Here is a 26649-nt window from a genome sequence, read left to right on the forward strand (position 1 = left end):
ACGTATGCGCATCTGCGGAATAAAGTTGACACATGACGGAGCAATTGCTGTCGTCGAGGACGGTCGGCGTCTTTTTTGCGTCGAGCAAGAGAAGCGCGGCAATGGTCCTCGCTATCAGTCCGTCGACAATCTCGATGCAGTCGTCTTCGCCTTGGCGGAGCATGGCCTGAATCCGCGCGACATCGATCAGTTCGTGATTGATGGCTGGGACGGGGAGAATGAATCGCAGTTCCAGCTCCTAAGCGGAGCGGTGCCGGTCGCGCTAAAAGGCGCGCCATATGTCGAGCGTCATGCTGAGGGCCTCCTTGATTCCGTCGACGGCTATGGCCTCCTCCTCGGAGGCGAGGAGTTTCCATATAAGAGCTACCCGCATGTCACGGGCCATGTCGCCTCAGCATATAGCACCAGTCCTTTCGCCAGCGCGGGGAAACCCGCGTTGTGTCTGGTATGGGACGGCTGTATCTTTCCACGCCTTTACTATGTCGAGCCCCAGGGCGCGCGGCTCATCGGATCGCTGTTTCCGATGATTGGCCATGCCTATGCCGCCGCGGGCCTTCACTTCGGCCCATACCGGCAGCCGAACCGCTCCAGTTGGGATTTGGGCATTGCTGGCAAGCTGATGGCCTACATCGAGCTTGGTTCCGTGGACGAAAGCATCGTGGAAGTGTTCCAGGAGCTTTATGAAACGCGCTCAGCGGCTGACACGGAGCAGGCTCGTCGCTACCGCGAAAACATCAACAATGCGGAAGCGTCTCTCGCAGTTATTCACGACTTCTTCGAGTCAAGCGCATTGCGCCTGAAGGCCAAGCGCGCGGAGGACGTCCTCGCGTCGTTTCATGTGTTTCTGGAACGTCTTCTCGTTAAGGAGATCGCGATGGTTCTGCTACGGCACTCGTCGCTTCCGGGAGCGCGAAATCTATGCATCGCCGGAGGTTGCGGTCTCAACATCAAATGGAACAGCGCGCTTCGCGCGACCGGATTATTCGATGATGTCTGGGTGCCGCCGTTTCCAAATGACAGTGGCTCGGCAATCGGCGCGGCGTGCGGCGCTATGGCAGCGCAAGATGGCTTCGAGCCGTTGGAATGGTCAGTTTACAGTGGCCCCGCCCTGCAGGAGAGCGAGGTTCCGCCGGACTGGGAGGCGGCGCCGTGCAGTCTGCCTGAACTTGCCTCGATTCTTGCTGACAACAAGCCCGTCATCTTTCTTTCCGGGTGTGCCGGGCTCGGGCCGCGGGCGTTGGGCGGTAGAAGCATTCTTGCGGCCCCAACGTCCCCGGAGATGAAGGATCATCTCAACGACATCAAACGGCGCGAACACTTCCGGCCGGTGGTGCCGATCTGTCTGGAAGATCGTGCGCCGGAGATCTTCAGCCCGGGTACGCCAGATCCTTACATGCTATTCGATCACCAAACCCGGGCGAATTGGCGCGACAAGATCCCGGCAGTGGTACATCTCGACGGCTCGGCGCGGCTGCAGACAATTTCCCGCAACTCTCCTCACAAAATTGCTGCGCTTCTCATCGAATTTGAGCAACTCACCGGCATTCCGCTGCTCTGCACCACGAGCGCCAACCTCCATGGACGGGGATTCTTTCCCGATGCTGCGGCGGCATGCCAATGGGGGCGCGTCGAGCATGTGTGGTGCGAGGGCATGCTCTGGAGCAAAACGGTCATCAAGAAGTCATCGCCTACGGAACGACTTCTGTCAGCCTAAGATGAACATGTCCAATATGGCGATCGACCTTGTCGGCGTGAGAAAGTCATTCGGGGACAAGGTTATCGTCAATGACCTGTCGTTCTCGGTTGCGCGCGGAGAGTGCTTCGGGCTGCTTGGGCCAAATGGAGCTGGCAAAAGTACGATTGCACGCATGCTCCTCGGCATGATTTCCCCCGATCGAGGCAAGATTACGGTCCTCGATGAGCCTGTGCCTTCCCGCGCTCGTGCGGCGCGCGTGCGCGTAGGCGTGGTGCCGCAGTTCGATAACCTTGAGCCCGAGTTCACCGTGCGGGAGAACCTGCTTGTGTTTGGCCGCTATTTCGGCATGAGCGCTCGCACGATCGAAGCGGTTGTGCCCTCGTTGCTTGAGTTTGCGCGGCTTGAAAGCAAGGCGGACGTGCGCGTCTCCCTTTTGTCCGGTGGTATGAAGCGGCGGCTGACGCTGGCGCGCGCTCTGATCAATGATCCACATCTACTCGTGATGGACGAGCCGACGACGGGGCTCGATCCGCATGCTCGCCACCTGATCTGGGAACGCCTGCGGGCTCTTCTTGCGCGCGGCAAGACGATCCTCTTGACCACTCACTTCATGGAAGAGGCCGAACGCCTTTGCGATCGGCTATGCGTGCTTGAGAGTGGATGCAAAATCGCCGAAGGCAAGCCAGACGCCTTGATCGACGAGCATATCGGCTGCAACGTGATCGAGATCTATGGCGGTGATCTAGATCAACTCCGGGAGCTGATCAGGCCGTATGCGCGGCATATCGAAGTGAGTGGAGAGACGCTTTTTTGTTACGCGCGATGTCCGGACGAAATCAGCGTGCACCTGCGCGGGCGAACGGACCTTCGCGTTCTGCAGCGCCCCCCGAATCTCGAAGACGTGTTTTTGCGGTTGACCGGGCGCGAGATGGAGAAATGAGCGATGGATGATGGTTATGCGTCGGTCATGCCGGCTAATGCGTACAATTGGACCGCGGTATGGCGTCGAAATTACTTGGCATGGAGGAAAGTCGCGCTTGCATCGCTTCTCGGCAACCTCGCAGATCCCATAACCAATCTGTTTGGCCTTGGCTTTGGGCTCGGACTCATTGTGGGACGGGTTGAGGGGACTTCGTACATTGCGTTTTTGGCGGCGGGTATGGTCGCGATTAGCGCTATGACATCCGCGACCTTTGAAACTCTGTACGCAGCCTTTGCTCGGATGGATGTCAAGCGCACCTGGGAGGGAATTTTGTTCACACAGCTCACGCTTGGCGATATCGTTCTAGGTGAGTTGGTGTGGGCGGCCAGTAAGTCCGTTCTAGCCGGGACAGCAATCGGGATTGTCGCTGCCACCCTGGGTTATGCATCCTGGACGTCGGTTCTTTGTGCGATACCGACAATCGCCCTTACGGGCCTTGTCTTCGCCAGCCTGGCAATGGTCGTCATATCTCTTGCGCCAACTTACGATTACTTCGTGTTTTACCAGTCGCTCGTCCTTACGCCCATGGTGTTCTTGTGTGGCGCGGTCTTTCCGACGAGCCAAATGCCCGACTCATTTCAGCACTTTGCCGGCTTGTTGCCGCTGGCACATTCGGTCGAACTTATTCGCTCAGTGATGCTTGAGCGCGGCGCCGACAATGCCGCCCTACACGTAGGCGCGCTCTGCGTTTACGCGGTCTTGCCCTTTTTCGCGTCGATCGCGTTATTTCGGCGCCGCCTGCTGCGTTGACGTGAGTTCAGCGAAACGGAGAAGTCAAAGCGATGCAGTGTCATGATGCGTTCCGCGGTAGCTCGCGAGTGACCTGGTCTGTCAGAGCAGCTTGTGAAACGGCCTTGAGAAGCCGCGATCGAGCCAGCTCTACGGCCGCCTGTTCGGCCGATCGGACCTTGCAAAGTCGTGTTGTGCTGCCTGGCACGCGCACCGGCTGCGCGTGACTGTACAGATTAGATCGGTGGGACGGCATGGCCTTCCATGGAGAACGGGATGTTGAGCATAGGACTGAGTGGCGGCCTTGACAGAATCTATGAAAGCTCTCCGGAGCTGCCGAATACATTTCTTCACGATGGCGCTGCGGTACTTGTGCAGGACGGCCGCGTAATTGCTGCTGTCGAAGAGGAGCGCCTCAACCGCGTCAAGCACTCCAACAAGTTCCCCAGCAATTCGATCCGATACTGCCTTTCTACCGCAGGAGTCGAGCTCGGCGACATCGACCGTATCGCGTTCTACGCGACTGAAGCTTACTGCAAAGCCATGCTCGAGCGCCTTTCTGTTTCTCAGCCCGTTCCGTTGGACCCCAAACTGTTGCTGCGGCAGCTGTTGGCACGGGAATTCGGGGCCGAGATCGATCCGTCCGGGTTTCCTTCGTGAATCACCACGAAGTACATGCCGTGAGCGCGTTTGCCATGTCCGGGTTCGAGCAAAGTCTGGTGTTTGCGATCGACGGCGGGGGCGATTTTCTCTCAGGCTTAATGGCGGTAGGGTCCGGGACCGTAATTGCGCAGCTTGTAAGTTTCCCGGAACACAACTCTCTTGGGCTGTTCTATCTCGAGACGATCCGATATCTCGGCTGCGGGATGTTCGACGAATACAAAGTGATGGGGCTTGCACCGTATGGTGATCCCGATCGCTATCGCGAGCTCTTCGCGCAGTTCTACGAGTTGTTGGACAGCGGTGGCTATCGCGTTCACCTGGATCGAATCGGACCAGCCCTTTTGCGCAACATCCAGGTTCGGCGAAAGGGAATGCCATTCACCCAACAGCATCGAGATGTCAGCGCGTCGCTGCAGGAAGCGCTGGAGCGGATCGTGTTTCACACCCTGCGGCACCATCGTAAAGCGACGGGCATGACACGCCTGTGCCTAGCTGGCGGGGTGGCCCATAATTGCACGCTGAACGGTAAGCTGCTTTATTCCGGGCTATTTGACGACATCTTTGTTCAACCCGCGGCGCACGACGCCGGTTGCGCACTCGGCGCTGCATTAATGGTATCAAGCGAGCTAGGCAGGCCAGCGCCGCGCGAGCGACTGCCGGACGTTTATTGGGGGCCCGATCTTGGGAACGAGCAAGCCACAGAGCTTGAGCTCAACGCATGGTCAGGCCACCTCGACATTCAACGAAGTGATGACATAGCATCCAGTGCGGCGGACTGGATGGCAAATGGCGCTGTAATCGGCTGGGTTCAGGGGCGCTCTGAGTTCGGCCCACGTGCGCTTGGTAACCGCAGCATTCTAGCGGACCCGCGGCCTGCGGAAAACAAGGATCGCATCAACGCGGTGGTCAAGAAGCGCGAGAGCTATCGCCCCTTTGCGCCATCTGCATTAGAGGAGGATGCGAGCGAGTTCTTTGAGCTCCCCGACGGCACGCGGCAGCTCCCCTTCATGAACTTCGTAGTTCGCGTGCGTGAAGCCAAGGGTAACGTGCTCGGTGCGATCACGCACGTTGATGGGACGGCTCGGCTGCAGACCGTATCGCGCAAGACAAACCCCGCCTACTGGGACGTCATTAATGCGTTCAAGAAGCGAACGAGCCTTCCGATTCTTCTAAATACCTCATTTAACAACAATGCCGAGCCGATCGTGCAGTCCGTGTCAGATGCGATCACCACGTTTTTGACGACTGATCTGGACGGACTTGTTGTTGGGCCGTTCCTCGTCAGGAAGCGGCCAGCATCACTGCAGGATTGGAGTGCGCTGGCTGCGTCATTGCCGCCGTACGCATCCCTTCATCGTGTTCGCTCCCACATAGCGCCAGATCGGCAGGAAACGGTCTGCGAGATCCGCATGGGACATTCCGCCCACTCTAGTATGCGTATCTCACCTGAGCTTTTCGAGATCTTGATGCGAATCGAGGGCGAGGCGTCGCTCGGGTCGCTTTTCGACACAGCCCTGCTGGACCAGGCCAAGCGTGAAGATCTTGTGAAGGAATTGCGGCTCGTATGGGAGCTTCGGGGCGTTCGCCTGCGTCCGCTGCACGCGGCTTGCCGTCACGATAATGTACAAAGCGGAACATAGCCATGACTCATGCGCATGGCCACGCCCATGCGTGCATGTGAGGGGACCAGGCCATCCGATGCAGAGCGGGGCATCGGGCATCGGGCTTCGGGCAGGTCGATGCAACACCGTTGAAGAAAGGACGATCGTATTGAGAGAACGCGGCCCGTCACGGATAGCCCTGCTATGAAGTTCTACCGATGCAGCTCGCCGGCACCGCGATTTCAGGCCGTGACGCCGGGCGAGAAGATACGCGAGACGTCTGTACTGACGTCTCTTGTCCAACCAGGAGCGCGCGAAAAGGCAAGGCAGATGGTTAGCGGTTCGAGCAATGATCGGTTCGTAGTGTCCCGGCGACGTACGGGGTTTGGCGACTGTCTGTGGTCACTCGCGGCAGCCTGGCGATTTGCAAAGCAGACAGGACGGACGCTAGCCATTGATTGGCGGGGATCTTGTTATCTTGATGAACCATTCACCAATGCCTTTCCAGTCTTCTTCGAACCGGTTGAAGACATTGGCGGAGTGCGAGTAATTTGCGATGACGACATCAATACGCGTTCGTTTCCAGGACCATTCTTTCCAACATGGTGGAACAAGCCATCTTTCGATTGCATCTATCGACCGGACGAGCAGATTTTCAGGGAACGCGATCAACTCGATCAACTGTTCCAAAGTCAGAGAGATAGTGACGCTAACACGGTTGTGTGTGATGCCTGCCTGATGTGGCGCTGCGATCAGGAAGCGGAACGCGAAATCTTCCGGAGTATTAAGCCGCGGCCTGAAATTCAGGCCCGGATTGATGCTATCTACCGCGAGCACTTTGAGCCGTACAGCGTAATCGGCATTCATGTCCGGCATGGCAATGGCGAAGATATTATGGGGCATGCCCCTTACTGGGCGGACACGGAGCGCGCCTTGCGGCAGATCTACAATGCCATTGATGAGGCCAGGAGTTTATCCCACGCAAAACCTGTGAGGGCGTTCCTGTGCACGGACAGTGCGCTCGTCCTCGAGCAGGTTTCGGTTAAATTTCCCGATGTCTTCGCGATTCCAAAGCAGTTCCAGGCGCCTCAAGCGGGCCCATTGCACCATCCCGCCCTCGGAGCTGAAGGCGGCTTTTCTGCCCTCACCGAGATGTATCTCCTTGCCCGCTGCGACACGGTGATCCGTTTTCCGCCAACGAGCGCTTTTACGCGCTATGCGCGTCTTTTCGCCCCACGCGTTATAGAATTCGATTTGAACGATCCGGGCCGGTTGATCCTGATTGAAGACAACTCGCAAGCGCTTATGGCTTCGTGAAAGTCGCAAACCCGCGTGATCGATCTCACCGCCGCTCTTTACGTCCGATAGCCGTGGAAGTTCTTCTCCGGGCGACGATTTTCTGGCCCGCGGGCTGTCATTGCCGCAACGTTCCAGGGGCGAAGAGAACGAAGCCGCGGCCGAATGCGTTCGGCTAAGGCGCGGCTTCGACAACAACGGCCCTAAAGTGCCGCTGCGTTTTACAGAAGGAGCACGCCTTCGTCTTCGCTTCGGGCGGGCCGCAGACGGAAGCTAAACAACGCTCAATCACGGATGAACATTTCAGCTCGCCAGCTCATGCTTGGAACTAGCGCCGCGAAATCCAGTGCCGCTCAGAGCATGGCGCGATAGATCAAAAGTGGCCGCCGACGAATCTAACGTGCAAGCTTGGTACATCAGTTTTATGTTGGGGCGGCTAATGGCCGTGGCCGTTATCCCCGGGCATTTTTCGACTTCGACGAGAGGCGCCGGCCAGCCGCAGGCTCGTACGGTTGTGCGATCGTGAAAGCGAACGCGGGCTGGGTAGCCCTTTCATGAAGCGGGCGAGTGCTCGCGAACTTACGTAGCAGAGTCACCATCGCTGTCAGAAAGCTCACCTCCGCTGTCTTGAATGCGCCAAGCATTCCGCGTGCGCGACATTAGGACGCAAAACGGAAGCGCATTTACGTACATCGCAGTGGCGCAAATCCTGCTACGCGTGCGCGGGCGCAAAAGTAGAGGAGGCGGCCGTGGGTCTCGATCTGCCAAATGACAATCTGATCCGAGGTCCGCTGCCCGAAGCACATTTGGATCGCCTCGTTGACGCCGTTAATGCGCGCGTTGATCGTGGAGAACCGAAGGTGATGTTACTCACCGGCGCATCGCGCGGAATTGGCCATGCCACTGCCAAGCTATTCTCGGAGGCAGGCTGGCGCATCATTTCTTGCGCACGCCAACCGTTCGACGGCGAGCGATGCCCCTGGGAGGCTGGGAATGACGATCATTTCCAGGTCGACCTCGGCGATCATCGAATGCTGCCGCGCGCAATCACCGAGGTTAAGAAACGCTTGGCCGGTGCGCCCTTGCACGCGCTGGTGAATAATGCGGGTGTGTCGCCGAAAACGCCCACAGGCGATCGGATGACATCGTTGACCACCTCAACCGATACCTGGATGAGGGTCTTTCATCTTAATCTGGTGGCTCCGATCCTGCTGGCGCAGGGTTTGTTTGATGAGCTAAGAGCCGCGTCAGGATCGATCGTGAATGTGACTTCAATCGCGGGCTCGCGGGTGCACCCATTCGCCGGTAGCGCCTATGCGACCTCGAAAGCTGCGCTTGCGAGCCTCACACGCGAATTGGCCCACGACTATGCGCCGCATGGCATTCGCGTCAATGCGATCGCGCCCGGCGAAATCAGGACCGACATGCTGTCGCCCGACGCGGAAGCGCGCGTCGTGGCAAGTATCCCGCTGCGCAGAGTGGGTACTCCGGACGAAGTGGCCAAGGTCATCTTATTCCTATGCTCGGATGCGGCGAGCTATGTTACGGGTGCCGAGGTGCCGATCAACGGTGGCCAGCATCTGTGAAGCGGCCGGCCCGGCGGCGAAGCTGACTTGAGCTTCCCAACGGACTCACGTTCTCCGCTGACCACGCGCATACAATCAACAGAAAATGAATCGAAGGCACACGGCAAGTTTACTGTCGTGCCATGAAGCCATGAAAAAGTGTCACGGTTCGATGTCATCTCGTCAACACTTGGCGCTAGATCGAGAGTGACATGCAAAACGAACCTCGCCAATCCGGACATGGGTCCAGGGAGGATGATCAAGGAAACGGAGACAGGCTTATGCTGCATATCCCCTCCTCGAGCGAAAGACCTGCCTCGCAGCCGGAACCGGAGCGTGCCCCCCCGGGGGAGCCGTCGCATGAGAGCGCGCTGGCCGGCATCTACGAAATATCGAAAATACTAAATGCTCCCGGCCGGCTCGAAGTCACCTTGGCCAACGTTCTCGGTCTTCTGCAATCGTTTGTGCAGATGCGACACGGCCTCGTCTCGCTGTTCAACGATGACGGCGTTCCAGAACTTACAGTTGGCGCCGGCTGGAGCGAAGGCACTGACGAACGTTACCGGACGTGCGTGCCGCAGAAAGCAATCCACGAGATCGTAGCGACAGGCAGGTCTCTTATGGTCGAGAATGTAGCCGCCGAGACGGCCTTCAGCGCTGCCGACCGGGAGGTTCTCGGCGCCTCTGATAGTATACCGGTAGCGTTCATCGGGGTCCCGATTCGCGTTGATTCGACGGTCGTTGGTACGCTGACGATCGACCGTATCCCGGAAGGCAGTTCAAGTCTTCTCGAGTACGATGCGCGGCTGCTCGCCATGGTCGCGAACGTGATAGGACAAACGATCAAGTTACATCGCTTGTTCGCCGGCGATCGCGAACAATCGTTGGTGGACAAGGACCGGCTAGAGAAACAGACAGTTGATCGTGGGCCGCCCGCTCGCGAGCGCAAGCAGCTTCAGGCACACGGGATCATTGGCGACAGCCCGGCGCTGAGCGCACTGCTTGAGAAGATTGTCGTTGTAGCCAGATCAAACAGCACGGTTCTGCTGCGTGGCGAATCCGGTACCGGGAAGGAGCTGGTAGCCAAGGCCATTCACGAGTCGTCCGTTCGTGCTAAGCGGCCGTTCGTTAAGCTGAATTGCGCGGCGCTCCCCGAGACGGTCCTGGAATCGGAATTGTTTGGCCATGAGAAAGGTGCCTTTACCGGTGCTGTCAGCGCCCGCAAGGGGCGCTTCGAGCTTGCTGACAAAGGGACGCTATTTCTTGACGAGATCGGAGAGATCTCACCTCCGTTCCAGGCGAAGTTGCTGCGAGTTCTGCAAGAGCAGGAGTTCGAGCGCGTCGGCAGCAATCACACGATTAAAGTCGATGTTCGGGTGATAGCTGCGACCAACAGGAACCTTGAAGAGGCTGTGGCAAGGAGCGAATTCCGCGCGGACCTCTACTATCGTATTAGCGTAGTTCCCTTGTTGTTGCCGCCGCTTCGCGAAAGACGCAGTGATATTCCGCTGCTCGCAAGAGAGTTCCTCAGAAAGTTTAACAGCGAGAACGGCCGCTCTCTTACTCTGGAGGCGAGTGCGATCGATGTACTGATGAGCTGTAAATTTCCGGGAAATGTCCGCGAACTCGAGAACTGCATCGAGCGGACCGCGACACTCAGTGCCGGAACATCGATTGTAAGAAGTGACTTTGCATGCAGCCAAGGCCAATGCCTTTCCACGACGCTTTGGAAAAGCACATCGTATGGCAAGACAGACCCGGCGGCACCGATGCAACCGGTGCCTGCAAAGTCCATCATCCCGCTGGCTGAAACGGCCCCTCCGCCGCAGGCTGTCTGCGAACCGGGCTCATTGGCACCTTCCGGCACAGTTCTCGTTAGTGGTGCGAGAATGGCTGATCGCGAGCGGGTCGTTGCGGCTATGGAAAAGTCTGGCTGGGTGCAGGCCAAGGCAGCGCGCCTACTCGGGCTAACCCCGCGCCAAGTCGGCTACGCGCTGAGGAAATACGGAATCGAGATAAAGCGGTTCTGAGCGCCCCGCATCGGCCTGGACTGATTCCGCCAAATCGATAAGTGAAGACGGTCCGCGTAGTTAATCTAGCAATCTGAGGGGAATGGACCGCCGGGGGCGTCGGCTTGCCACGACCCCGAGAAGGGCTCAACTATTCAGCGACAGATGGGGCGGAGAGCCTCACTTGCGAGTCGCACAATCGCGAACCGCCGGTTGCTCGAAATGCAAAGAGCTATCATCCTTATCTCAATCAAGCCGGATTGGCGAACGCAATGCTTAATGACCCTCGACCGGTCCGGGCCTGCAGGGGATTAGCGGCAGTCAATCCGCAAGCAGTCCCGCCGCCACTTGCCAGCGTGGTGCTGCGAAACAGCGCTGTCCGAGCCTGCTTTGTGCCGGCATCCCTTTCAGGAAGCGCGGGGTAGAGAGGGCGCACTACCCGGTGTTAAGCCTTGTGACAGCGAGCGGTCCCAAGCGGCGGGGATGGTACAAGACTTGCTGTTCTCTTCCCAACTGACGTAACTTTAGGAGCAACACCTTGCATAATATTGTCTGCATCAAGCAAGTTCCGGACTCGGCGCAGATCCGCGTGCACCCCGTGACCAATACAATCATGCGTCAGGGAGTGCCGACCATCATCAACCCGTATGACCTATTCGCGCTCGAGGCCGCGCTGGGGCTGCGCGATCGGTTCGGTGGCGAAATTACCGTGCTTACCATGGGGCCGCCATCGGCAGAGGAGTCGTTGCGAAAGGCGCTGACTTATGGTGCTGATCGCGCCGTCCAACTTACTGATCGCTGCTTTGCGGGCTCGGATACGCTGGCCACTACGTATGCGCTTGCAACAGCGATCCGGAAAATTGGCAAGGAATATGGTCCGGCAAACCTCATCTTCACGGGAAAGCAGACCATCGACGGCGATACAGCGCAGGTTGGTCCTGGCATCGCGAAGCGACTGGGCGTAGGGCAGCTAACTTACGTTGCGAAGGTCAGATCCGTGGACGTCGCCAATGAAACAATTGAAGCGGAGCGGCGCTCGGAAGGCGGTGTGCAGGTTCTGCACACTAGGTTGCCCTGCCTCATCACCATGCTTGAGGCGACGAATCAGATTCGGCGAGGCGCGATGGCGGATGCCTTGCGTGCCGCGCGAGCCAAAATCGTGAAATGGAGCGCGCAAGATGCAGGTGTCGAAGACATCTCCAAATGTGGGCTCAAGGGCTCGCCGACTGTCGTCAAACGTGTGTTCGCTCCCCCTGCGCGGGCCGAGAGGGCGGCGCTGGTTGAGTCCGCCGAGCAGCCGGCGCAGGCGCTAATAGACGCAATCTTCTTGAATCAACCGAAGCTCGAAACCGATCTGGCGACACTTGCTCGTGACGCCCGATCTGGACTGTCCGGGCAATGTTAGCAACGCGCTCCAAGAAATGTATCAACGCTCGCACCCGAGTCGATGAGAGCGCAACATGTCGTTGTGCAACGCGGTAAGCTACCATAAGAGTTTTGCTATGCCATCCGTCGATCTCGCCATCGGCTGAGGCCGCATGTTCCGTAGAGCACGTTATCGCTACGATCGAGTCCGGAGCCGCCCAGGATTGCCGGGGCACGGCCAAACAGGCCTGCGCATATTTCAGATCTTCCGTTTTGTCGTGTTCGACCGTGGAAGACCATTGCTTCCTCCGTACCGGTCGCGAGCAAAGACGGAATACGTCAGCAACCCGGGTCACCATGCTAGCGCTGCCGTCTGCACGTCCAAAGCCCTGTCGCTGGCTTTAAGGAGCAAAGCCAACCTATGCGGCGCCTTTGAAGCAATCCGCCAATTCAGCAGCCGTGTGTATGTGAACAGCCGCTGTTTCGTTCCTGACGGCGGTGCGCAGCCTCTCAAGTGCTATGCACTTGCTATGAGGATAGGTCACAAGTGTTATACCAGCTTCTTCGGAATCTGACGGAGCAAATTCAAGAGTTGGCATGATGGTTGCTGTTAGCCAGTAAAAATTAAGAGGGGGTAACCGCGAATGCGAAGAACAGGCGAGCGGCATGCCACGAACGACCTGAGGCCCTGTGAGGTCGGTAGGCACGAATTGGATTTTACAATGCTGTACCAAGTTGACAGCGGTTCGATGAAATGGCGGCAGCAGCAACCGCGAGGGCTTCATTCATTTGCTCAGGCAGCCAAAGCTGCACCGCGCGACTAGGCGTGTCATTCGCGCATGCGGCATTAGCATCAGAATGGCATGCGCGGCGAAGTATCCAAGACGATTCTCCGCGCGCATGCTCGCCGTGGCTGCCATTGCGGCATCGGATTGCTGCTGGACTGGAAGCCAACCGGATCCTCGCCGCTCCCTCAATGAACGAAGTCCCTTCGATGCGCATGACCAGGACAGAGAAGACCGCAATCTGCCGTGGCCAGGAGAACGACAAAAGTTTGCGTGAAAGGTGAACGCAACATTAGGCCCTTTGAAGCCAATGAACTCAGCGCGGTCAATAGTCGGCCCGGACATGAAGGTAGCTTCGTCAAGGACCGTTTCGCTTCTCATCTGCAGGGAGTCAAATGATATCTCAAGCGTCTCGATTTGCACCGGATCAGCCTCCGAAGTTATCCTGCGAGTACTTGACTGAGCGAGTGCGAGCCTTGTTCGGCCCGCATCCGTTCGCCTCCCAGATGTCCGGAGACCAGGTCGCCAGCCTGCTGCCTGAATACCTAGCGATGTCACAGGCGTTCCCGTACCTGCAGGCAGGGTCGCAAAGGGACCTCATATTCGATGCAATGCATCAAAATCGGGACATTGGGAGGGACATTGAACTGACCAGCGTGGTCGCGAATTTTATCTGCTGGGATGAGACCGGTGGCCATGGCGGGATTCTCCGGGGCGGCAAGGCGGCGTTGCCCGATATTCTTTTGACAGAAAACTTTCACTCCAACCTCTTGAGAAAGGATGCTGCACGACTACTCGGCAGAGCGATAAGGCCCAACTATAGCGACAGGACGAAGCAGTACCTGCATTCTCTCTATGCCGGATTGTCATCGAAAGACCCCCTGGTTCGTTGCGCCTACATGGTCGCCTTTGAGCTCCATGCTGCAGACATGATCCAGTCGCTGTGGACCACTCTGGTCAAAACCTTCAAGGCGCGGCCGGACGATCTTGAGTATTTTCGCGGCCATGTCGGCGGAGAAGATCCCGCGGAGAAGTACCACGGAGAAATGACAGGCCGGCTGATTGGTGAACTTGTGCAGCCTGGCCTTAATGATCGCTTTTTGAATGAATTCGGCCGAGCCTATCGGCTCAGCGTCCAGTGGTGTCGCGATCTGCTCGGAACGGCGGCGCGTACGGGAGATGATCACTCCGAGATGCAACATCATGGCCGTTGTCATTGCGGCGCTATCAAATTCTACGTCAATGCACCTCGAGAGCTCTCTGCAGTTCGATGCAATTGCTCAATTTGTCAAATGTCTGGATTTGTCCACTTGCTCGTACCTGGCGATAAGCTGCGCATCGAGTGCGGCGAAGAGTTCCTCACGACATACCAGTTCAACAAGAATATTGCGCGGCACACGTTTTGCCGGCTTTGTGGCGTAAAGCCATTCTATAGGCCGAGGTCGAATCCCTCCGGGTACAGCGTAAATATCCGATGTCTGGATAGAAAGACCATCGAGCACTTAAGAATATCTGAGTTCGATGGCGCGCATTGGGAGCAAGCATTCCTGTCAATGCAGCAGGACCCGGAGTCATGCTTCGAAGATCAAAGGAGTGAGCTCGAATGGCGCGCGCAATGAAAGATAAATCCTGTCTTCTTTCAGAAGAAGTCCTGACAAAGTACCGGATTGAGCTGCTAGTAAAGGGGTCCGTCGTAATCGCCCCGCAAATGTTATTCACTCAAGACGACATAGCCAGGATCGATCAGCTGCAGGCTGAGATTCCGGAAGAAGAAGTGCGGGAGGGAGATGCGGGCGACTTGCACAGCGTCTTTGTCCAGCGCGTGAGGGTAGACCCGCCCGGCCACGCGCCTAGCAACGTGAGTGGTACTGCTTCGGGTCAGATCATGGAGCTGCTCGAAAGTAGAGATCGCAGCTTCGCGCTAAGAAAGATCTTCGGAGCATCCGCAGATTACGTGGTTCGCCGATGCCAGATGCATCGTATGCCGCCGGGGTCCTTTATCGGCATTCATTTGGATGCGGCGAGTGATCCGGATTTCGAGTACTCGGTGATTGTGCAGCTAGCGAGAGACTTCGACGGCGGTGAATTCGTGGTATATCCAACCGGGTACGAACAACACGTATTCCGGCCGCCATTTGGCGCTGTGCTTGTCACAACCTGTAAGGTCCGGCATGAGGTAAAGCCGGTATCAAGCGGGGAGCGCCGATCCCTCGTATACTTCTGTTCAAAACGCAGCGGCGTGAACCGCCGGATCATCGAGGGTTCTAACGCTCGGCCCTAGCGTGCCGCGCCTGGTATGGGTCTCTGCAAATCGTGGGCTGAGCGAGCTCTCCGGGGAATTGATGGCTTTCCCATCTTGCGGGTCCTTCGTGAGGTCCGACACGAGTCTGGTCGCAAGCGATGGCTTACATTGATCGTACGCGTCCGGTGACGGCCCCTAGTTGGGCGTCTTGAGCGGATGGCCGACCTCGCTCATGGGGCATGAGCGACGTTCTGAGGTTACCAATTCCGGGCGTGAGTTCGTGGACGCGCTTGGCGAGATGATCCAGCAGGCAGGCCAGCACAAGCCTGTGGATCTAGGGCTTGGCTGTGGCGATGAAGTGATCGCTTTGGTCGTGTCATTGTTACTCCAAGCTCTGCGCCCCGATCCGGGCCTTTTCCTCGCCCGTCCATCGTCGGCGACGATCCCAGTGATCACCTCGACGCGACGATCACCTTGCTACTGGCTCGAGCATGGTATTTGCCATCGTTCCTCCTCCACGGATCCGCTCATGCCGAGCTGTATCGCGGGCGCCGAAAGGGGAGCGGTTGGGGCCTCACGCCGTTACAATGGGCCGAATATTTCCACCACAATCACCACAATCACGAGGAGAGTGGTCGCAAAGGCCATGATGACCATTCCGCTGCCCGCAGGTAGGAGGCTGAGAGGCGAGGCGATAGGATTGCAGATCGACGGCATCACACGGGGCGGGAGATTGAGCCTCTCAGTGCTATCGAAGATATAGCTAGTCGGGCGTCGGGACTCACGGACCACACATCCAAAGCTGGGTTGCATCCCCGCGGAATTGTCAGCCAGCTGGTCCCGACCGGGGTTGTCCGGCGGCTGCCCGGGAACGAGCGGCGTTTGGCTGTAGTAGGGACCACCATGCTTGGAGCTCGGTGCCACCTCGCGCAGAGCAGTCTGCCTGACAAATGCGGAACTTGCGCCAGCGGCCACATTCATGGCTTTTGCAACTCCAGATGCAAGCAGAATCAAAGCCAAGTCGAACAAGATCAATCGGATCAGCCTCATTGGGGCTCCGAAGATAGCTGCTGCGGCCGCGTTCTTTGCGGCAACTCCTGCTCCTATGCAGCAATTTACGTGCCGGCAAAGTGCGGTCTTTTGGGGCCGCTTATTTCATAGTGAAACTCGCATAAACCCAAGCCAGCGAGTGCAATCGCCCATCGTATTGTCGAGTTTCAACGTAGGCGTCGCAAATCGGCCAAGCAGGACGTGCAATGCGATTAGCTTTTGGGGTCGGCAACTGCGCTGGCAGCCTTACGCCATGACGCTCGTCGCTGTACAAGCTTCGGCGCACCGCTGGTCTCGTCCGGGACGAACAAGAGCACTCTCATAGGGCCACCATTCATCGTCCGACCAAAGCTTGCTCGGTGATTGGGGCACCTTCGTCGCCACGTGAAGGAAGGGAGGCGCGCGTTCCCGGTGCGCGATGGTGTATCCCAGGCTTCGAAGCGATGAATTGAGCGGCTGACGATGTTTGCTACGACTTCAATAGTCGGTGTTGCTGATCGTGGGCCGCGGGCCTGTTCGGCGCAATCACAACGCACTCCACAGTGCCAGCCTTTTCATCGGCAGCAAGCGGGATCACGCCCTCCTTACGTGTGTGGTCGAATATAAGTCCATCCTTGACGAGACGATCATGCGCCGCCCGGAAGGATGCTGATCGCACATTTCTCACAGATAAAATAACGTTACAGCCGAAATAGTCGACGCCTAGCAGCCGGACGGCAATGTTGTGTAACACCGAGCCGCCACCCCAGCGGCCGTTCGCTTCATTGAACAGCAACCGCCCGTCTTGTGCGAAAATGGCGTCGATGTTGATCATTCCGCGATACCCCAGGTCTCGCGCGAGTGCCACAAAACGGTAGGCATGGGCCTGGGCAGCTAACAATTGCTCTTCCTCCAAGTCGCTTGGAAGCTCAAGTCCCGTCCGGATCAGAGCTCTTTCGGATCGGTCTGCGCTTTTACGCAGACGTATGCTTCCACTATTGACAAAAGCGATTGATGCATCATCCTGGATTGTATACTCGAGATAGAATAAAGATCGGGCCAAGTGGTACGATTCCACGACCAGCGTCTTACACGAGGCTGTTGTCATCTCAGACCACAATGCTTCGGGATCAAACGACGGCCACGAAACCCACCGAGTATCTCTGGCTCCAGGTAGCGGATCGCTCTTATTGCTGGTCAGGATGACGTTTCCAACTCCACCAGCTCCATTATCCAACTTTACAATGACCGTGCCGGTCTCGGATTTGAGGGAGGTGACGGCTTTGAACAGTCCATTTGGGTCTGTCGCGACTGATCCATGGGGGAGCGGAAGTGCAACGCTTGTTGCCAATTGACGGAAGTGGCTCTTGCGATTCAACAGATCAGGCCCGCGCTGCAAAGCGAAGTCGTCACCGGTCTTCGGTATGCCTAGAATGGCCGCCAAGCGTGCGACGCCTTCAGTAGAGTAGCAGGGATACAATTGCCAGTCTGATTTCTGGCGAATATGTCTTTTGAGCCGCTCGACAACAGTTTTGGACAGTAACGTACAATCATCGAGGATTGTCGATTGGCGGCTCGCAGGTACAAGCAGGCGAAGAGCCGATGAATGGAAATTGAGCGTTCCGCCAATGAAGGATAACAGATCGGCCGGGATCACTACCGGAGAGACTATCAGGTCGCCCTCCTGAGCAAACCACGCTGAACGAAATGCCGAGTTGGCGGGCCAGCGAAAGTTGAGCTTTTGTTAGGTGGGCGCCCGACATCTGAGGCGTACCGGCATTCATAATCAGGATTCGCGGCATTCTCGACCTCCGGACATCTGGTCGTGATCAGGATGGGATCGTCATGGCAACCACGAAGTCGTTGCCATGCCGTGGCAAGGCTCTGGGAGAGGGGAGAATTTGCGCCATCTCGATGTCACCTGCGATGCAGCGGGAGAGAACGGCCCGCCTCGAATCTGCCGATCTCAATTTATGGCTCGGCCGCGTATGAAATGATCTCGCAGAGCCCGATAAACGGGCTCTGACCAAACATGGGCGATCAGCGCTTGCGCCTCGATCCGGCAGTCGCCGCCGCTTGGTCACATAAGCGGCGGGTGCGTCTTCCCATCGAGCAACGGCTCGACCGACCAGCATTCGGCTACATTTGGATGTTCCGTAAGCACTCGCTCTATTCTTGCTGGAAAGATATTCTCGCTTGAAATAATCGAGAGTTGTTTTGCCGCGGTGAAGCGGAATAGATCCATCGGCCTCGCAGTGTCCATTGTCGCCGGCGAGGCTGGGGATCTCGAGTCGGGCTCCTCTCAGGGCACCAAACTGGCTCTCCAAGGCGCGAGCGATCCGCTCAATGTATCGATTGAGGATGACATAGCTGGACGGCTTCCGTTCGAAATGAATCGCGGTCTTGTCAAAGGTATAGGTAGCGCTTCCCTCGGCCGGGGTGGAAAAATTCAGCTTGCTATTCATGCGTGTCAGGTCCGCGCATTCTGTTTGCGCCACCCGCAACGGCCCCCCAAATCCTGACGAGGCCCCGGTCATATGCTTCGGCTGGCGCTTGTACAGGCTGTGCTCACACGGTCTTGGCGGAAGCCTTCTTTTAATGGCTGTCATGGGGTGCGAACGATGGATATCGCTCGAGGGAAATCTGCCGATCGATCGATCACTCCGCTCTGCTCAGCTGCGGTGTGCATCTTCCGGTAATGATCGGCACACCACGAAGAGGTCTTCTTGCCGCGTTTTTGATATACAGGCTCGCCGCACATATAGGCCGCTCTCATATCTCCATCTTTGAAACCGATGATGCAACGGCACTGGCCTTCAACATGATGAACTAACAGGACCTTCTTAAGGCCATCGCGGTCTTTCAACTTGCTGCTCCAGCCTGCCAAACAATTTCTTCCGATGCCGCGCTGGTCACGCGGAGTCGCCCGCGCGGGCCACTCGTCGAAACCCGCGCGGGCTCACCATCTGCCAAACCTTGCACGGTCGAAACGCCTTGCCAGGTGCGGAAAGGAGCTTGAAGGTGGCGGGTTCGGCGAACTGAGTTTTGTGCGTTGCTGCGCGAGACGAGCAGCTTCAGGAAGCGGGCGCCACCTAAGCGCTTCCGATAGACTTCCACGTCGATCAATTCTGACCTTATCGGCTCCCGTGGCGAAGTGGCCGCCGGCGGCCATATTGTCAGGATCAGAAATGCCGAACCATTTAGAGCTACGTGCGAGCTCTGGCGCCGCGATCGGAACTCGCTGCACAGCCCTCCCGAGCGAGGGACTATAGACAATGAGGAGCATGACCGGCCATCGGTCAGCGGATATGACCAGCTGAGGCATTCGCAGTCCCTCACACGATAGGTGCCACGCCCGAGAGCGTACGATTTAACGTTACGTCAGATTCAAGCCCCTTTTTTGCGGCCTATGAAAACGTGACCAAGGTAATGCTGGCCCAAGCAGTCCCCCAAGGGGCTATCGCGAACATGTAGCGCCGCCGTGAGGGGGGCGAGCCCCAGTTAATGAGGGCCATTGAGGAGAGATCCAGCGAACGCGTCGGCGGCGTACCCAACGCACGTCGCCGCTCGCTTCCGGCGAAATTTGGAGTTGCTCAGGGGGCGTATGCGGGAATCACCATCGGCGGTCAGTCTGAGAAGGCGAGATATCGAAGCCAAGCTTGGCAAGTGTTTTTGGCGTTTGCGTAAAGCGCCACGCTGGCCTGCCAGTCTCTCGGCATGTAGGCGGCAACGGCGCACCTAATGCGCTCTCAGCAGAACACGTCGTTTTGCCTCGAAAAGATGCTCATCCAGGGTATCGTGCAGCGCACGCCGCAGCTCTGGCGGGATGGAGCTATCTGTATCGATCAATTCCCGAAACTTCCGGATGATGTGTTCTATTGTTGCGATCGTTCCCAGTGTTTCCATCCTCTGCCAGGGCATCATCCATTGTCTCCTTTGGCGCGTAACGCACGTTGCGCCGCGGGTCCTCACCTCAGCAACCGGGCCGAGAACAGCCTCTAGTCGGCAAAGGGGTGGCTGTCGGACACCTGCTCAGCGCGAGTTGTTTCGTCAGCGGCGCTCACTCAAATTCCGCAGAAGTGGCGCGCATTTGCAGCTGCAATATTCTTGCGCACGTAAGCTGCACTCTTGATCGCATTAGTCGAGCCTCAGCCAGCTCAGCTTTAGGCGTTTGAAACCGCAATCAAGCGAGTCAGCCGGGCGGCTGCAGCGCCGTGATCAAGTGATTCTTGGCCAAGTGCCACGCCTTGCTGTAGGTTCGAGGCACGACCGGCCACCACCAGTGCCGCCGCCGCGTTCAAAAGTGCGGCATCACGAAAAGGGCCTGGGAGGCCGTCGAGCACTTTCTCTAACGCAATGGCATGAGACTCGCAATCACAGCTCTCCAGCGCATCGGCGCGGTAGCGGGGGAGCCCGGCTTCTTCCGGCGTCACTTCGAACGTGCGGACTGTACCGGCCTCGACCGCAGCAACAAAGCTTGTCCCGGCGAGGGATATTTCATCGAGCCCGTCCGAGCCATGAACAACCCATACCGAATCGGCACCCAGGTTCTTCAAGACGTACGCCAATGGCTGCACCCATTTGCGAGCGAAAACTCCAAGGATCTGCCGCTTGACGCCGGCCGGATTAGACAAAGCCTCGATTAGATTGAACATTGTGTGGGTTCCAAGCACGCTTCGGATCTGGCTGATGCGCTGCATCGCAGGATAGCCGGCTGACGCAAACATGAAGCCAATGCCGGCTTCGTGCACACAACGTGCGATCGCATCAGGCTTGAGATCGACCTTTACGCCTAGACTCGCCAACACGTCTGCGGTGCTTGAACGCAAAGTCGCAGCGCGGTTAACATACTTGGCGACAGGAACGCCGGCCCCGGCGACGATGAAGGAAGCGCACGTCGATACGTTGAGCGGACGCATCGCCCCGTCGCTCGCACCAGTGATATCGATGGGGTCGCATTGCATTTCCACCTTGGGCATTAAATTCCGCATTGCGGACGCGGCGCCGGTGACTTCTTCGACTGTTTCGCCGCGGACTCTCATCCCAATCAACAAGCCACCGATCTGCGAGGGAGTTGCGTCACCCGACATCATGCTGTCGAACGCTGACGCAGCCTCCTCGCGCGTCAGTATGGCGCCCGTGGCAACTTTCGCGATGATCGACTTGAGCGGTTCCATCGAACTGTGCACGTCCCTTGTCCAATCTGAGCTGCGACCGTTCAGCCAGACGTCTTTGCAGCCGAGTGCCTTGTTGCAGCTGCCTGTCTATTCGCACTCGCTATGCCGCACTTGTCCAACAGGCGGCCGACAGATGAAACGTGAGCATCTGTGGCGACGCTACAACCTGACGCTACGTGAGGGTCAAGCCCTCTCCATTCGATGGTGCCCTAGATAGGACGCCGGCGGCTGGTCAGAGGACTGCAGTCGCTTGATACCAGAACAATAGCGTCGTCTCGAGCCTGCTTGCCGGCGATATTAGGAGGGTCACAAGGCTTTTGGCTTCCGGCGCCGCCGTGGCGGGGGCCGCCGGTTAACCTTCGTGCGATGTGCTGCACGTGAGCTGGGACGACTTCTGGTAAGGAGCCGGGCGGACAAGTCGTAGCACCTTCACTTCGATCTGCTGCTCTGATTGCCGATGTCCCGCCCGGAGATCACGTATCGGCATTGCTGACTGAGGCGATCTTGCTTGGATCTGAGGCAGACAGTGATAGCAAAGCGATCTGGTATGTGACTACTACAAAGGCGTAACACGTCTTCCATACAGGCCTCTTTCTCCTCTGCGGTCGGCGCTTGATCAAGCGCGTTGGCTGGCGCGAGCATGACCGTTGTCATTGCCAGGCCAAGAGCGATGGCGCCGTAGCGAAGTCCGAGGTCCGAAGCCAACTTAGTTCGTTGTTTCTGAATCATAACATTCCTTCAATTCGGGTGGGGTGACGTTTTGTTCTTGCTGTGTGCGGAGCGCATCATCTGCCAACCGGAAAGCTGCGGATCTGCTTAGCTGGCTGTCGGCAAGCTCGTTATTCTACTTTGCGGTTCTCATTGTACGGAGCCCGTCATCCGCCGGGAATGACATTCGATGAATCGGGGGTAGGCCTGCACCGGATGGTGTTAGGCTCTCTATTTCGTCGTCCTGGGCTAGCGTACATATTTGAAGCATTCGCAAATGTCGTGATGTCAGGAATCCCCTGGCTCTCAGTGGTGATCCCCACTTGTCCCAACTCGTACAATCTAACGATGCATGCGATTCAAAGTCTCTTCATAAGACCGATGGTCTAAAGCTGTCGGGGGCTGTGGACTAGGGATCGACCGCTTCGGCAGCCGAGCCACGAGCGTCGCTCCTACGTGATGATACGGAGCGTAGGTGTCGCAATTGTTTGATCTACGAATTGCATGCTCTCGGCATGAATCCGAAAAGCAAACTCTACCAACCCGATCACTGGCGAGGCCGCGCGCAAGCAACGCGAAAGAAGGCGGCAGCGCTCGTTGACGGGAAAGCAAAAGACAGGTTGCTTAAGATTGCCTTCGAATACGACAAGTTAGCGCAGCGCGCCCTCGTGTGGCGGATGCGCAAAAATGAGGACGATACGTGGCCTGAGCAAGAGCTGTAAGCGCTGCTACGGCCAATCAAGGCTTCAGCCTTTTGAACTATACCCAACCCAAGGGCGAGGCTGATATCGCTCAACAAGCAAGTCAATCCCGCCTGCTCCGAGCGTTGCGGGAGCGAGGAGCGAGGCGGCCGGGCCGTCCTATGCCATAGGACGTGAGGGCGGAGCCGGCCGCTTGCCCAACGTTCCTTCAGGTCTCTTTGCTTCGTCAGCTTCTCGAAAGCTAGCTTTCACATAACGGTAATGCGGAGTACCAGTTCTCACTTGCAGTCAATCCGTTGCGCCTAACGAGGAAGCCCGGATGCCACCTGCGCGGTACGTCGAGCTGCTACTGGTCATTTTTGGCACTTAGCCGCGGCCGCAACGGCATATCAGTGTCTTTCATTTCAGACATCTGGGTTATGCGTCGGAATTCCTATTGCGGTCGCCGGAACAGCGCACTCTAAATCCAGGTCGCAGCGCGAATTGCGCGCCGGCATCAGGTTATTCGCAGCCGTGGCGGCTGCAGCATGCGATAGGCCCTAGAAGCCTCGCGCGGTCGCCATGCACGGGAGGCTGTCAGAAGAAGGCTGTGATGACCAAGTAGATTCCAGCCCAAAGCACCGCATTTATGAGAAGTGCGACGAGGAGCTCCCAGTTCCACCTTCTCTGCGGTTGCAAGGAGGGACGATCGGCGCCGAAATGCTTGATCATTGGGGGCTTTGTTGCGCGCGAATGTACGTCTCATTGCGCTGAGCGCCGGCCAACAGAAATATGCCAAGCTTTGCATGCCTCCTATCACTCATAAGCTAGCAGTCCTCTCTTCATAGGGCGGTAGGAGAAACGATGTTCGTTGCGTCGCGACCACTCGGCCGATTGATTGCTCGTGTATCTTCGGAACGGCAAGGTCGCGTTCGGCCCACGCAGCAAGCTACATGCCAGAAGGTAGAACTGTCGGCAGCGCCTTTCATTTGATGGGTTGGTCAAACGGAGCCGCTGCGCGACGTCGGAGTCGCGACATTCCTGTCGGAAACAAAACCCGCATTACCGTGTGCAACGAACACCGGCGGCGACGCCGGTGATGCTGTGTTGAAGATGGGAGTTTGGCCTCCCGGAGCCGGCCTTCAGGGGCAGGCTTCAAACCACCTCATGCTGCCGCGTTCAAAAGGCGCGGTGGTGAGCGATGAGGAAAAAGGCGGTGAATGAAACCGTCAGGTAAGTGACAAGAAGATGAGTGCAAGCGAACCGCCGATGACGTATCGAAATGGGTTCAAGATGCTGTCAAGACGGGCGTGGGGTAGTAGCGCTCGGAGGAGTGTGGGCGGAGCCTGTTTACGGCCCACGCGGCAGCCGGTGCATAGGCGGCATGATCTCGTCACAGGCTTCAACACGGAACGTCGGAACCTGACGCAATGCGTCAGGGGCGGAGCAACCCGTAATAGTGAGGAAGCGGCTGTAATGGCCGTGGAGCAAAGGGGTTGCGTTATCCTGCCGGCGTCACTGCGCCAACCGGGAAGACCGGGAGGAGCACGGTGAACTCCGGCAAACCGTTGCCCATCACCAAGCGGATGGTGTGGGAAGCCTATAAGCTTGTGAAGAAGGGAAAGGCGGCGGGCGTCGATGGCCAGAGTCTCGAAGACTTTGCCGGCGATCTTGAGAACCACCGCTACCGGCTGTGGAATCGGTTGGTGTCAGGAAGTTACTTCCCGCCACCAGTGCGGCGGGTCGAGATTCCTAAGGCCGGCGGTGGGATTCGTCCTCTTGGCATACCGACGGTCGCGGACCGTATCGCCCAGATGGTGGTCAAACGGTGTCTGGAGCCGGTGTTGGATGGAGAATTTGATCCGGACTCCTACGGCTACAGGCCCGGAAAATCGGCCCATCAGGCCATAGAGCAGGCGCGTAAGCGGTGCTGGCAGCACGACTGGGTCGTAGATCTCGACATCAAGAGCTTTTTCGACACGATCGATCATGAACTCTTGATGCGCGCGGTCTATCGACACACGAAAGCTGACTGGATCCGGCTCTACATTGAGCGGTGGCTTAAGGCTCCGGTCGAGATGCCCGATGGATCGGTTCGGGCGAGGACGACAGGCAGGTCTCAAGGGGGTGTGGTCAGTCCAATCCTGGCAAACTTGTTCCTGCACTACGTGTTCGATGTTTGGATGAAGGGGTCTTATCCCCACATTCCGTTCGAACGCTACGCCGACGACATCATCTGCCATTGCCGCACGCGGCAGGAAGCGGAGGAACTCAAATCGGCGCTGGAACGACGGTTTGCTGACTGCCATTTATTGCTGCATCCGGAGAAGACTAAAGTGGTCTACTGCGCTGACAGCAATCGACGGCGGTCCTACCCGCAGATCCATTTTGACTTCCTGGGCTTTAGCTTCCGCCCCCGTATGGCGAAGAACCGGTGGGGCAGGATCTTCACCTGCTTCCTTCCGGGCGTGAGTCCGAACTCTCTCAAGGAGATGAGGGCTCGCATTCGAGGATGGCGCTTGCCTCAGCACTCGCCGCTTCCGCTTGAAGACATCGCGCGTAGTCTCAGCCCCGTCCTTCGGGGCTGGGATCAATACTACGGGCGATTCTACCCGACGGAACTGCGTAGGCTCTATGAGTACTTCGATGAGCGCCTCGGCGCGTGGCTTCGGTGCAAGTACAAGCAACTGAAGGGCCATCGGGGACGGTCGTTGCGGAAACTCAACGAGATGGCGAAGCAAAATCCAAAGCTCTTTGTCCATTGGCAAAAGCTTGGACGGGCTACGGTTGGATAACAGGAGCCGGATGATGCGAGAGTATCACGTCCGGATCTGTGAGCGGCCGAGGGTGAAACTCCCTCGGCCTACTCGACAGCAAAAGGTGAGCGCCTCGCGAGCGTCATGCCGTATGACCTTGCCCCGTGGACTTAATCCAGATTGAAGTTCGCTCTGGCCGATATGAGGACCAGAGCATGAAGCGCAGCCGCTTTACGGAAGAGCAGATCATCGGGATTTTGAAGGAGCACGAAGCTGGCGTGTCGGTTGCCGATCTGTGCCGGAAGCACGGCGTCAGCGATGCCAGCATCTACAAATGGAAAGCCAAGTTTGGCGGGATGGAGGTCTCGGAGGCCAAGCGGCTGAGGACGCTGGAGGATGAGAACACGCGGCTGAAGCGGCTTTTGGCCGATCGTGGACGCCCACGGGATGAGCGAACGGCGGGCGTGTAAAGCCATCGGCTGTTGCCGCATGACCATCAGATATCGGACGACCCGGGCGGACGACGCGGCCCTACGCCAACGCATGAGAGCGATTGCCGAGGTGCGCCGTCGCTTCGGCTATCGGCGCCTGCATGTTCTGCTCAGGCGGGAGGGCTATCTGGTCAACCACAAGAAACTGTTCCGGCTCTACCGGGAAGAGAGGCTCGCGGTCCGTCGCCGTGGTGGCCGCAAGCGGGCGCTCGGGACCAGGGCGCCGATGGTGGTGCCGATAGCGCCGAATGACCGCTGGTCGCTCGACTTCGTCTCGGACCAGCTCACCGATGGCCGCCGCTTCCGCATCCTGACCGTGGTCGACGAGTGCACGCGCGAATGCCTGGCGTTGGTGGCCGACACCTCACTGTCGGGCTCCCGGGTGGCGCGGGAGCTGGACCGGCTGATGATTGAGCGCGGCAAGCCCAAAATGGTGGTCAGCGACAACGGCATCGAATTGACCAGCAACGCCATCCTGACATGGGCCGACCAGAGCCGTGTCGACTGGCATTACATCGCGCCCCGCAAGCCGACGCAGAATGCCTTCATCGAAAGCTTCAATGGCTGTCTCCGAGACGAATTGTTGAACGAGACGCTGTTCACGTCGCTGGCCCAGGCCCGCGTCGAACTCGGACATTGGCGGGCCGACTACAACGATACGCGACCTCACTCGCAACTCGGATGGAAAACACCATCGGAGTTTGCCTTCACCTGCAACCCGCGACGGGATCTGGCGCTGCGCTATGCCGATGGCTCCGCGCCAGCTCCCGCCGCTGCCACCGCCCAACCGAGCAAATCCAACAGCCGGGGCGAACTCAGGACCGGATAAAACTTGATGTGGTGGAACGGTCCGCTCCAACAGCATCAAAGTGCTA

17 protein-coding genes and 2 pseudogenes are annotated in these 26649 nt (G+C 57.9%); 13 read left to right on the forward strand and 6 right to left on the reverse strand.

Annotated features, from left to right (window positions below):
- The first annotated feature begins 4 nt into the window (after positions 1 to 4).
- The 10 genes and pseudogenes from nodU to ABIA42_RS02115 all read left to right on the forward strand — a co-directional run bounded on the left by nodU (position 5) and on the right by ABIA42_RS02115 (position 14972).
- Positions 5 to 1714, forward strand: coding sequence for a nodulation protein NodU (gene nodU / locus ABIA42_RS02070; protein ID WP_014497812.1), 1710 nt, complete (start codon positions 5 to 7; stop codon positions 1712 to 1714).
- A 1-nt stretch (position 1715) separates the two neighbouring features.
- Positions 1716 to 2636 (forward strand): nodulation factor ABC transporter ATP-binding protein NodI, encoded by a 921-nt coding sequence (nodI, locus tag ABIA42_RS02075; RefSeq protein ID WP_011084827.1) that lies wholly within the window; start codon positions 1716 to 1718, stop codon positions 2634 to 2636.
- A gap of 3 nt (positions 2637 to 2639) precedes the next feature.
- Positions 2640 to 3428, forward strand: a complete 789-nt coding sequence (locus tag ABIA42_RS02080) for an ABC transporter permease (protein ID WP_095424422.1) — start codon at positions 2640 to 2642, stop codon at positions 3426 to 3428.
- Positions 3429 to 3683: 255 nt separating this feature from the next.
- A pseudogene (locus ABIA42_RS02085) lies at positions 3684 to 5710 on the forward strand (carbamoyltransferase).
- 165 nt (positions 5711 to 5875) lie between these two features.
- Positions 5876 to 6988, forward strand: coding sequence for a nodulation protein NodZ (locus ABIA42_RS02090; protein WP_011084832.1), 1113 nt, complete (start codon positions 5876 to 5878; stop codon positions 6986 to 6988).
- 728 nt (positions 6989 to 7716) lie between these two features.
- A complete protein-coding gene (locus tag ABIA42_RS02095; protein WP_095424421.1) occupies positions 7717 to 8553 on the forward strand; it encodes an SDR family NAD(P)-dependent oxidoreductase in 837 nt (278 codons plus the stop codon).
- A 260-nt stretch (positions 8554 to 8813) separates the two neighbouring features.
- Complete coding sequence (gene nifA / locus ABIA42_RS02100; RefSeq protein ID WP_014497807.1) at positions 8814 to 10562, forward strand: nif-specific transcriptional activator NifA; 1749 nt, start codon at positions 8814 to 8816, stop codon at positions 10560 to 10562.
- Positions 10563 to 11079: 517 nt separating this feature from the next.
- Positions 11080 to 11946, forward strand: a complete 867-nt coding sequence (locus ABIA42_RS02105) for an electron transfer flavoprotein subunit beta/FixA family protein (protein WP_095424420.1) — start codon at positions 11080 to 11082, stop codon at positions 11944 to 11946.
- A 1212-nt stretch (positions 11947 to 13158) separates the two neighbouring features.
- Positions 13159 to 14310, forward strand: coding sequence for a GFA family protein (locus ABIA42_RS02110; protein ID WP_014497805.1), 1152 nt, complete (start codon positions 13159 to 13161; stop codon positions 14308 to 14310).
- The gene (locus tag ABIA42_RS02115) at positions 14295 to 14972 is read left to right on the forward strand and encodes a 2OG-Fe(II) oxygenase (protein ID WP_014497804.1); all 678 of its coding nucleotides are present in this window, start codon (positions 14295 to 14297) and stop codon (positions 14970 to 14972) included. The genes ABIA42_RS02110 and ABIA42_RS02115 overlap by 16 nt, the downstream gene beginning before the upstream one ends.
- A gap of 543 nt (positions 14973 to 15515) precedes the next feature.
- On the opposite strand, the gene ABIA42_RS02120 is transcribed toward ABIA42_RS02115, so the two are convergent.
- The 6 genes from ABIA42_RS02120 to trpD form a co-directional block, all read right to left on the reverse strand.
- On the reverse strand, positions 15516 to 15983 hold the full coding sequence (locus ABIA42_RS02120; RefSeq protein ID WP_018647484.1) for a hypothetical protein: 468 nt from the start codon (positions 15981 to 15983) through the stop codon (positions 15516 to 15518).
- Positions 15984 to 16452: 469 nt separating this feature from the next.
- Positions 16453 to 17619, reverse strand: coding sequence for a peptide ligase PGM1-related protein (locus ABIA42_RS02125; RefSeq protein WP_370157111.1), 1167 nt, complete (start codon positions 17617 to 17619; stop codon positions 16453 to 16455).
- 172 nt (positions 17620 to 17791) lie between these two features.
- Positions 17792 to 18427 (reverse strand): hypothetical protein, encoded by a 636-nt coding sequence (locus tag ABIA42_RS02130; protein WP_223153701.1) that lies wholly within the window; start codon positions 18425 to 18427, stop codon positions 17792 to 17794.
- 140 nt (positions 18428 to 18567) lie between these two features.
- Positions 18568 to 18828, reverse strand: coding sequence for a hypothetical protein (locus tag ABIA42_RS02135; RefSeq protein WP_133415003.1), 261 nt, complete (start codon positions 18826 to 18828; stop codon positions 18568 to 18570).
- A gap of 872 nt (positions 18829 to 19700) precedes the next feature.
- A complete protein-coding gene (locus ABIA42_RS02140) occupies positions 19701 to 19886 on the reverse strand; it encodes a hypothetical protein (RefSeq protein WP_014497801.1) in 186 nt (61 codons plus the stop codon).
- A 239-nt stretch (positions 19887 to 20125) separates the two neighbouring features.
- Complete coding sequence (gene trpD, locus ABIA42_RS02145) at positions 20126 to 21139, reverse strand: anthranilate phosphoribosyltransferase (protein ID WP_014497800.1); 1014 nt, start codon at positions 21137 to 21139, stop codon at positions 20126 to 20128.
- Positions 21140 to 22335: 1196 nt separating this feature from the next.
- Here trpD and ABIA42_RS02150 point away from each other — a divergent pair.
- The 3 genes and pseudogenes from ABIA42_RS02150 to ABIA42_RS02160 all read left to right on the forward strand — a co-directional run bounded on the left by ABIA42_RS02150 (position 22336) and on the right by ABIA42_RS02160 (position 26603).
- Positions 22336 to 22569, forward strand: a complete 234-nt coding sequence (locus tag ABIA42_RS02150; protein WP_014497799.1) for a hypothetical protein — start codon at positions 22336 to 22338, stop codon at positions 22567 to 22569.
- Between the two features lie 1508 nt (positions 22570 to 24077).
- A complete protein-coding gene (gene ltrA, locus ABIA42_RS02155; RefSeq protein WP_014497798.1) occupies positions 24078 to 25322 on the forward strand; it encodes a group II intron reverse transcriptase/maturase in 1245 nt (414 codons plus the stop codon).
- A 176-nt stretch (positions 25323 to 25498) separates the two neighbouring features.
- Positions 25499 to 26603: pseudogene (locus ABIA42_RS02160) on the forward strand (IS3 family transposase).
- Positions 26604 to 26649: the final 46 nt, after the last annotated feature.

Origin of the sequence: Bradyrhizobium sp. USDA 327 (assembly GCF_041262065.1) — a bacterium.
GTDB lineage: Bacteria > Pseudomonadota > Alphaproteobacteria > Rhizobiales > Xanthobacteraceae > Bradyrhizobium > Bradyrhizobium liaoningense.

Excerpts from the sequence above, each read along its gene's own strand:
- nodU (WP_014497812.1), top strand. The coding sequence starts at position 5 with ATGCGCATCTGCGGAATAAAGTTGACACATGACGGAGCAATTGCTGTC.
- nodI (WP_011084827.1), top strand. The coding sequence starts at position 1,716 with ATGAACATGTCCAATATGGCGATCGACCTTGTCGGCGTGAGAAAGTCA.
- ABIA42_RS02080 (WP_095424422.1), top strand. The coding sequence starts at position 2,640 with ATGGATGATGGTTATGCGTCGGTCATGCCGGCTAATGCGTACAATTGG.
- ABIA42_RS02090 (WP_011084832.1), top strand. The coding sequence starts at position 5,876 with ATGAAGTTCTACCGATGCAGCTCGCCGGCACCGCGATTTCAGGCCGTG.
- nifA (WP_014497807.1), top strand. The coding sequence starts at position 8,814 with ATGCTGCATATCCCCTCCTCGAGCGAAAGACCTGCCTCGCAGCCGGAA.
- ABIA42_RS02115 (WP_014497804.1), top strand. The coding sequence starts at position 14,295 with ATGGCGCGCGCAATGAAAGATAAATCCTGTCTTCTTTCAGAAGAAGTC.
- ABIA42_RS02120 (WP_018647484.1), bottom strand. The coding sequence starts at position 15,983 with ATGAGGCTGATCCGATTGATCTTGTTCGACTTGGCTTTGATTCTGCTT.
- ABIA42_RS02130 (WP_223153701.1), bottom strand. The coding sequence starts at position 18,427 with ATGAATAGCAAGCTGAATTTTTCCACCCCGGCCGAGGGAAGCGCTACC.
- ABIA42_RS02140 (WP_014497801.1), bottom strand. The coding sequence starts at position 19,886 with ATGATGCCCTGGCAGAGGATGGAAACACTGGGAACGATCGCAACAATA.
- trpD (WP_014497800.1), bottom strand. The coding sequence starts at position 21,139 with ATGGAACCGCTCAAGTCGATCATCGCGAAAGTTGCCACGGGCGCCATA.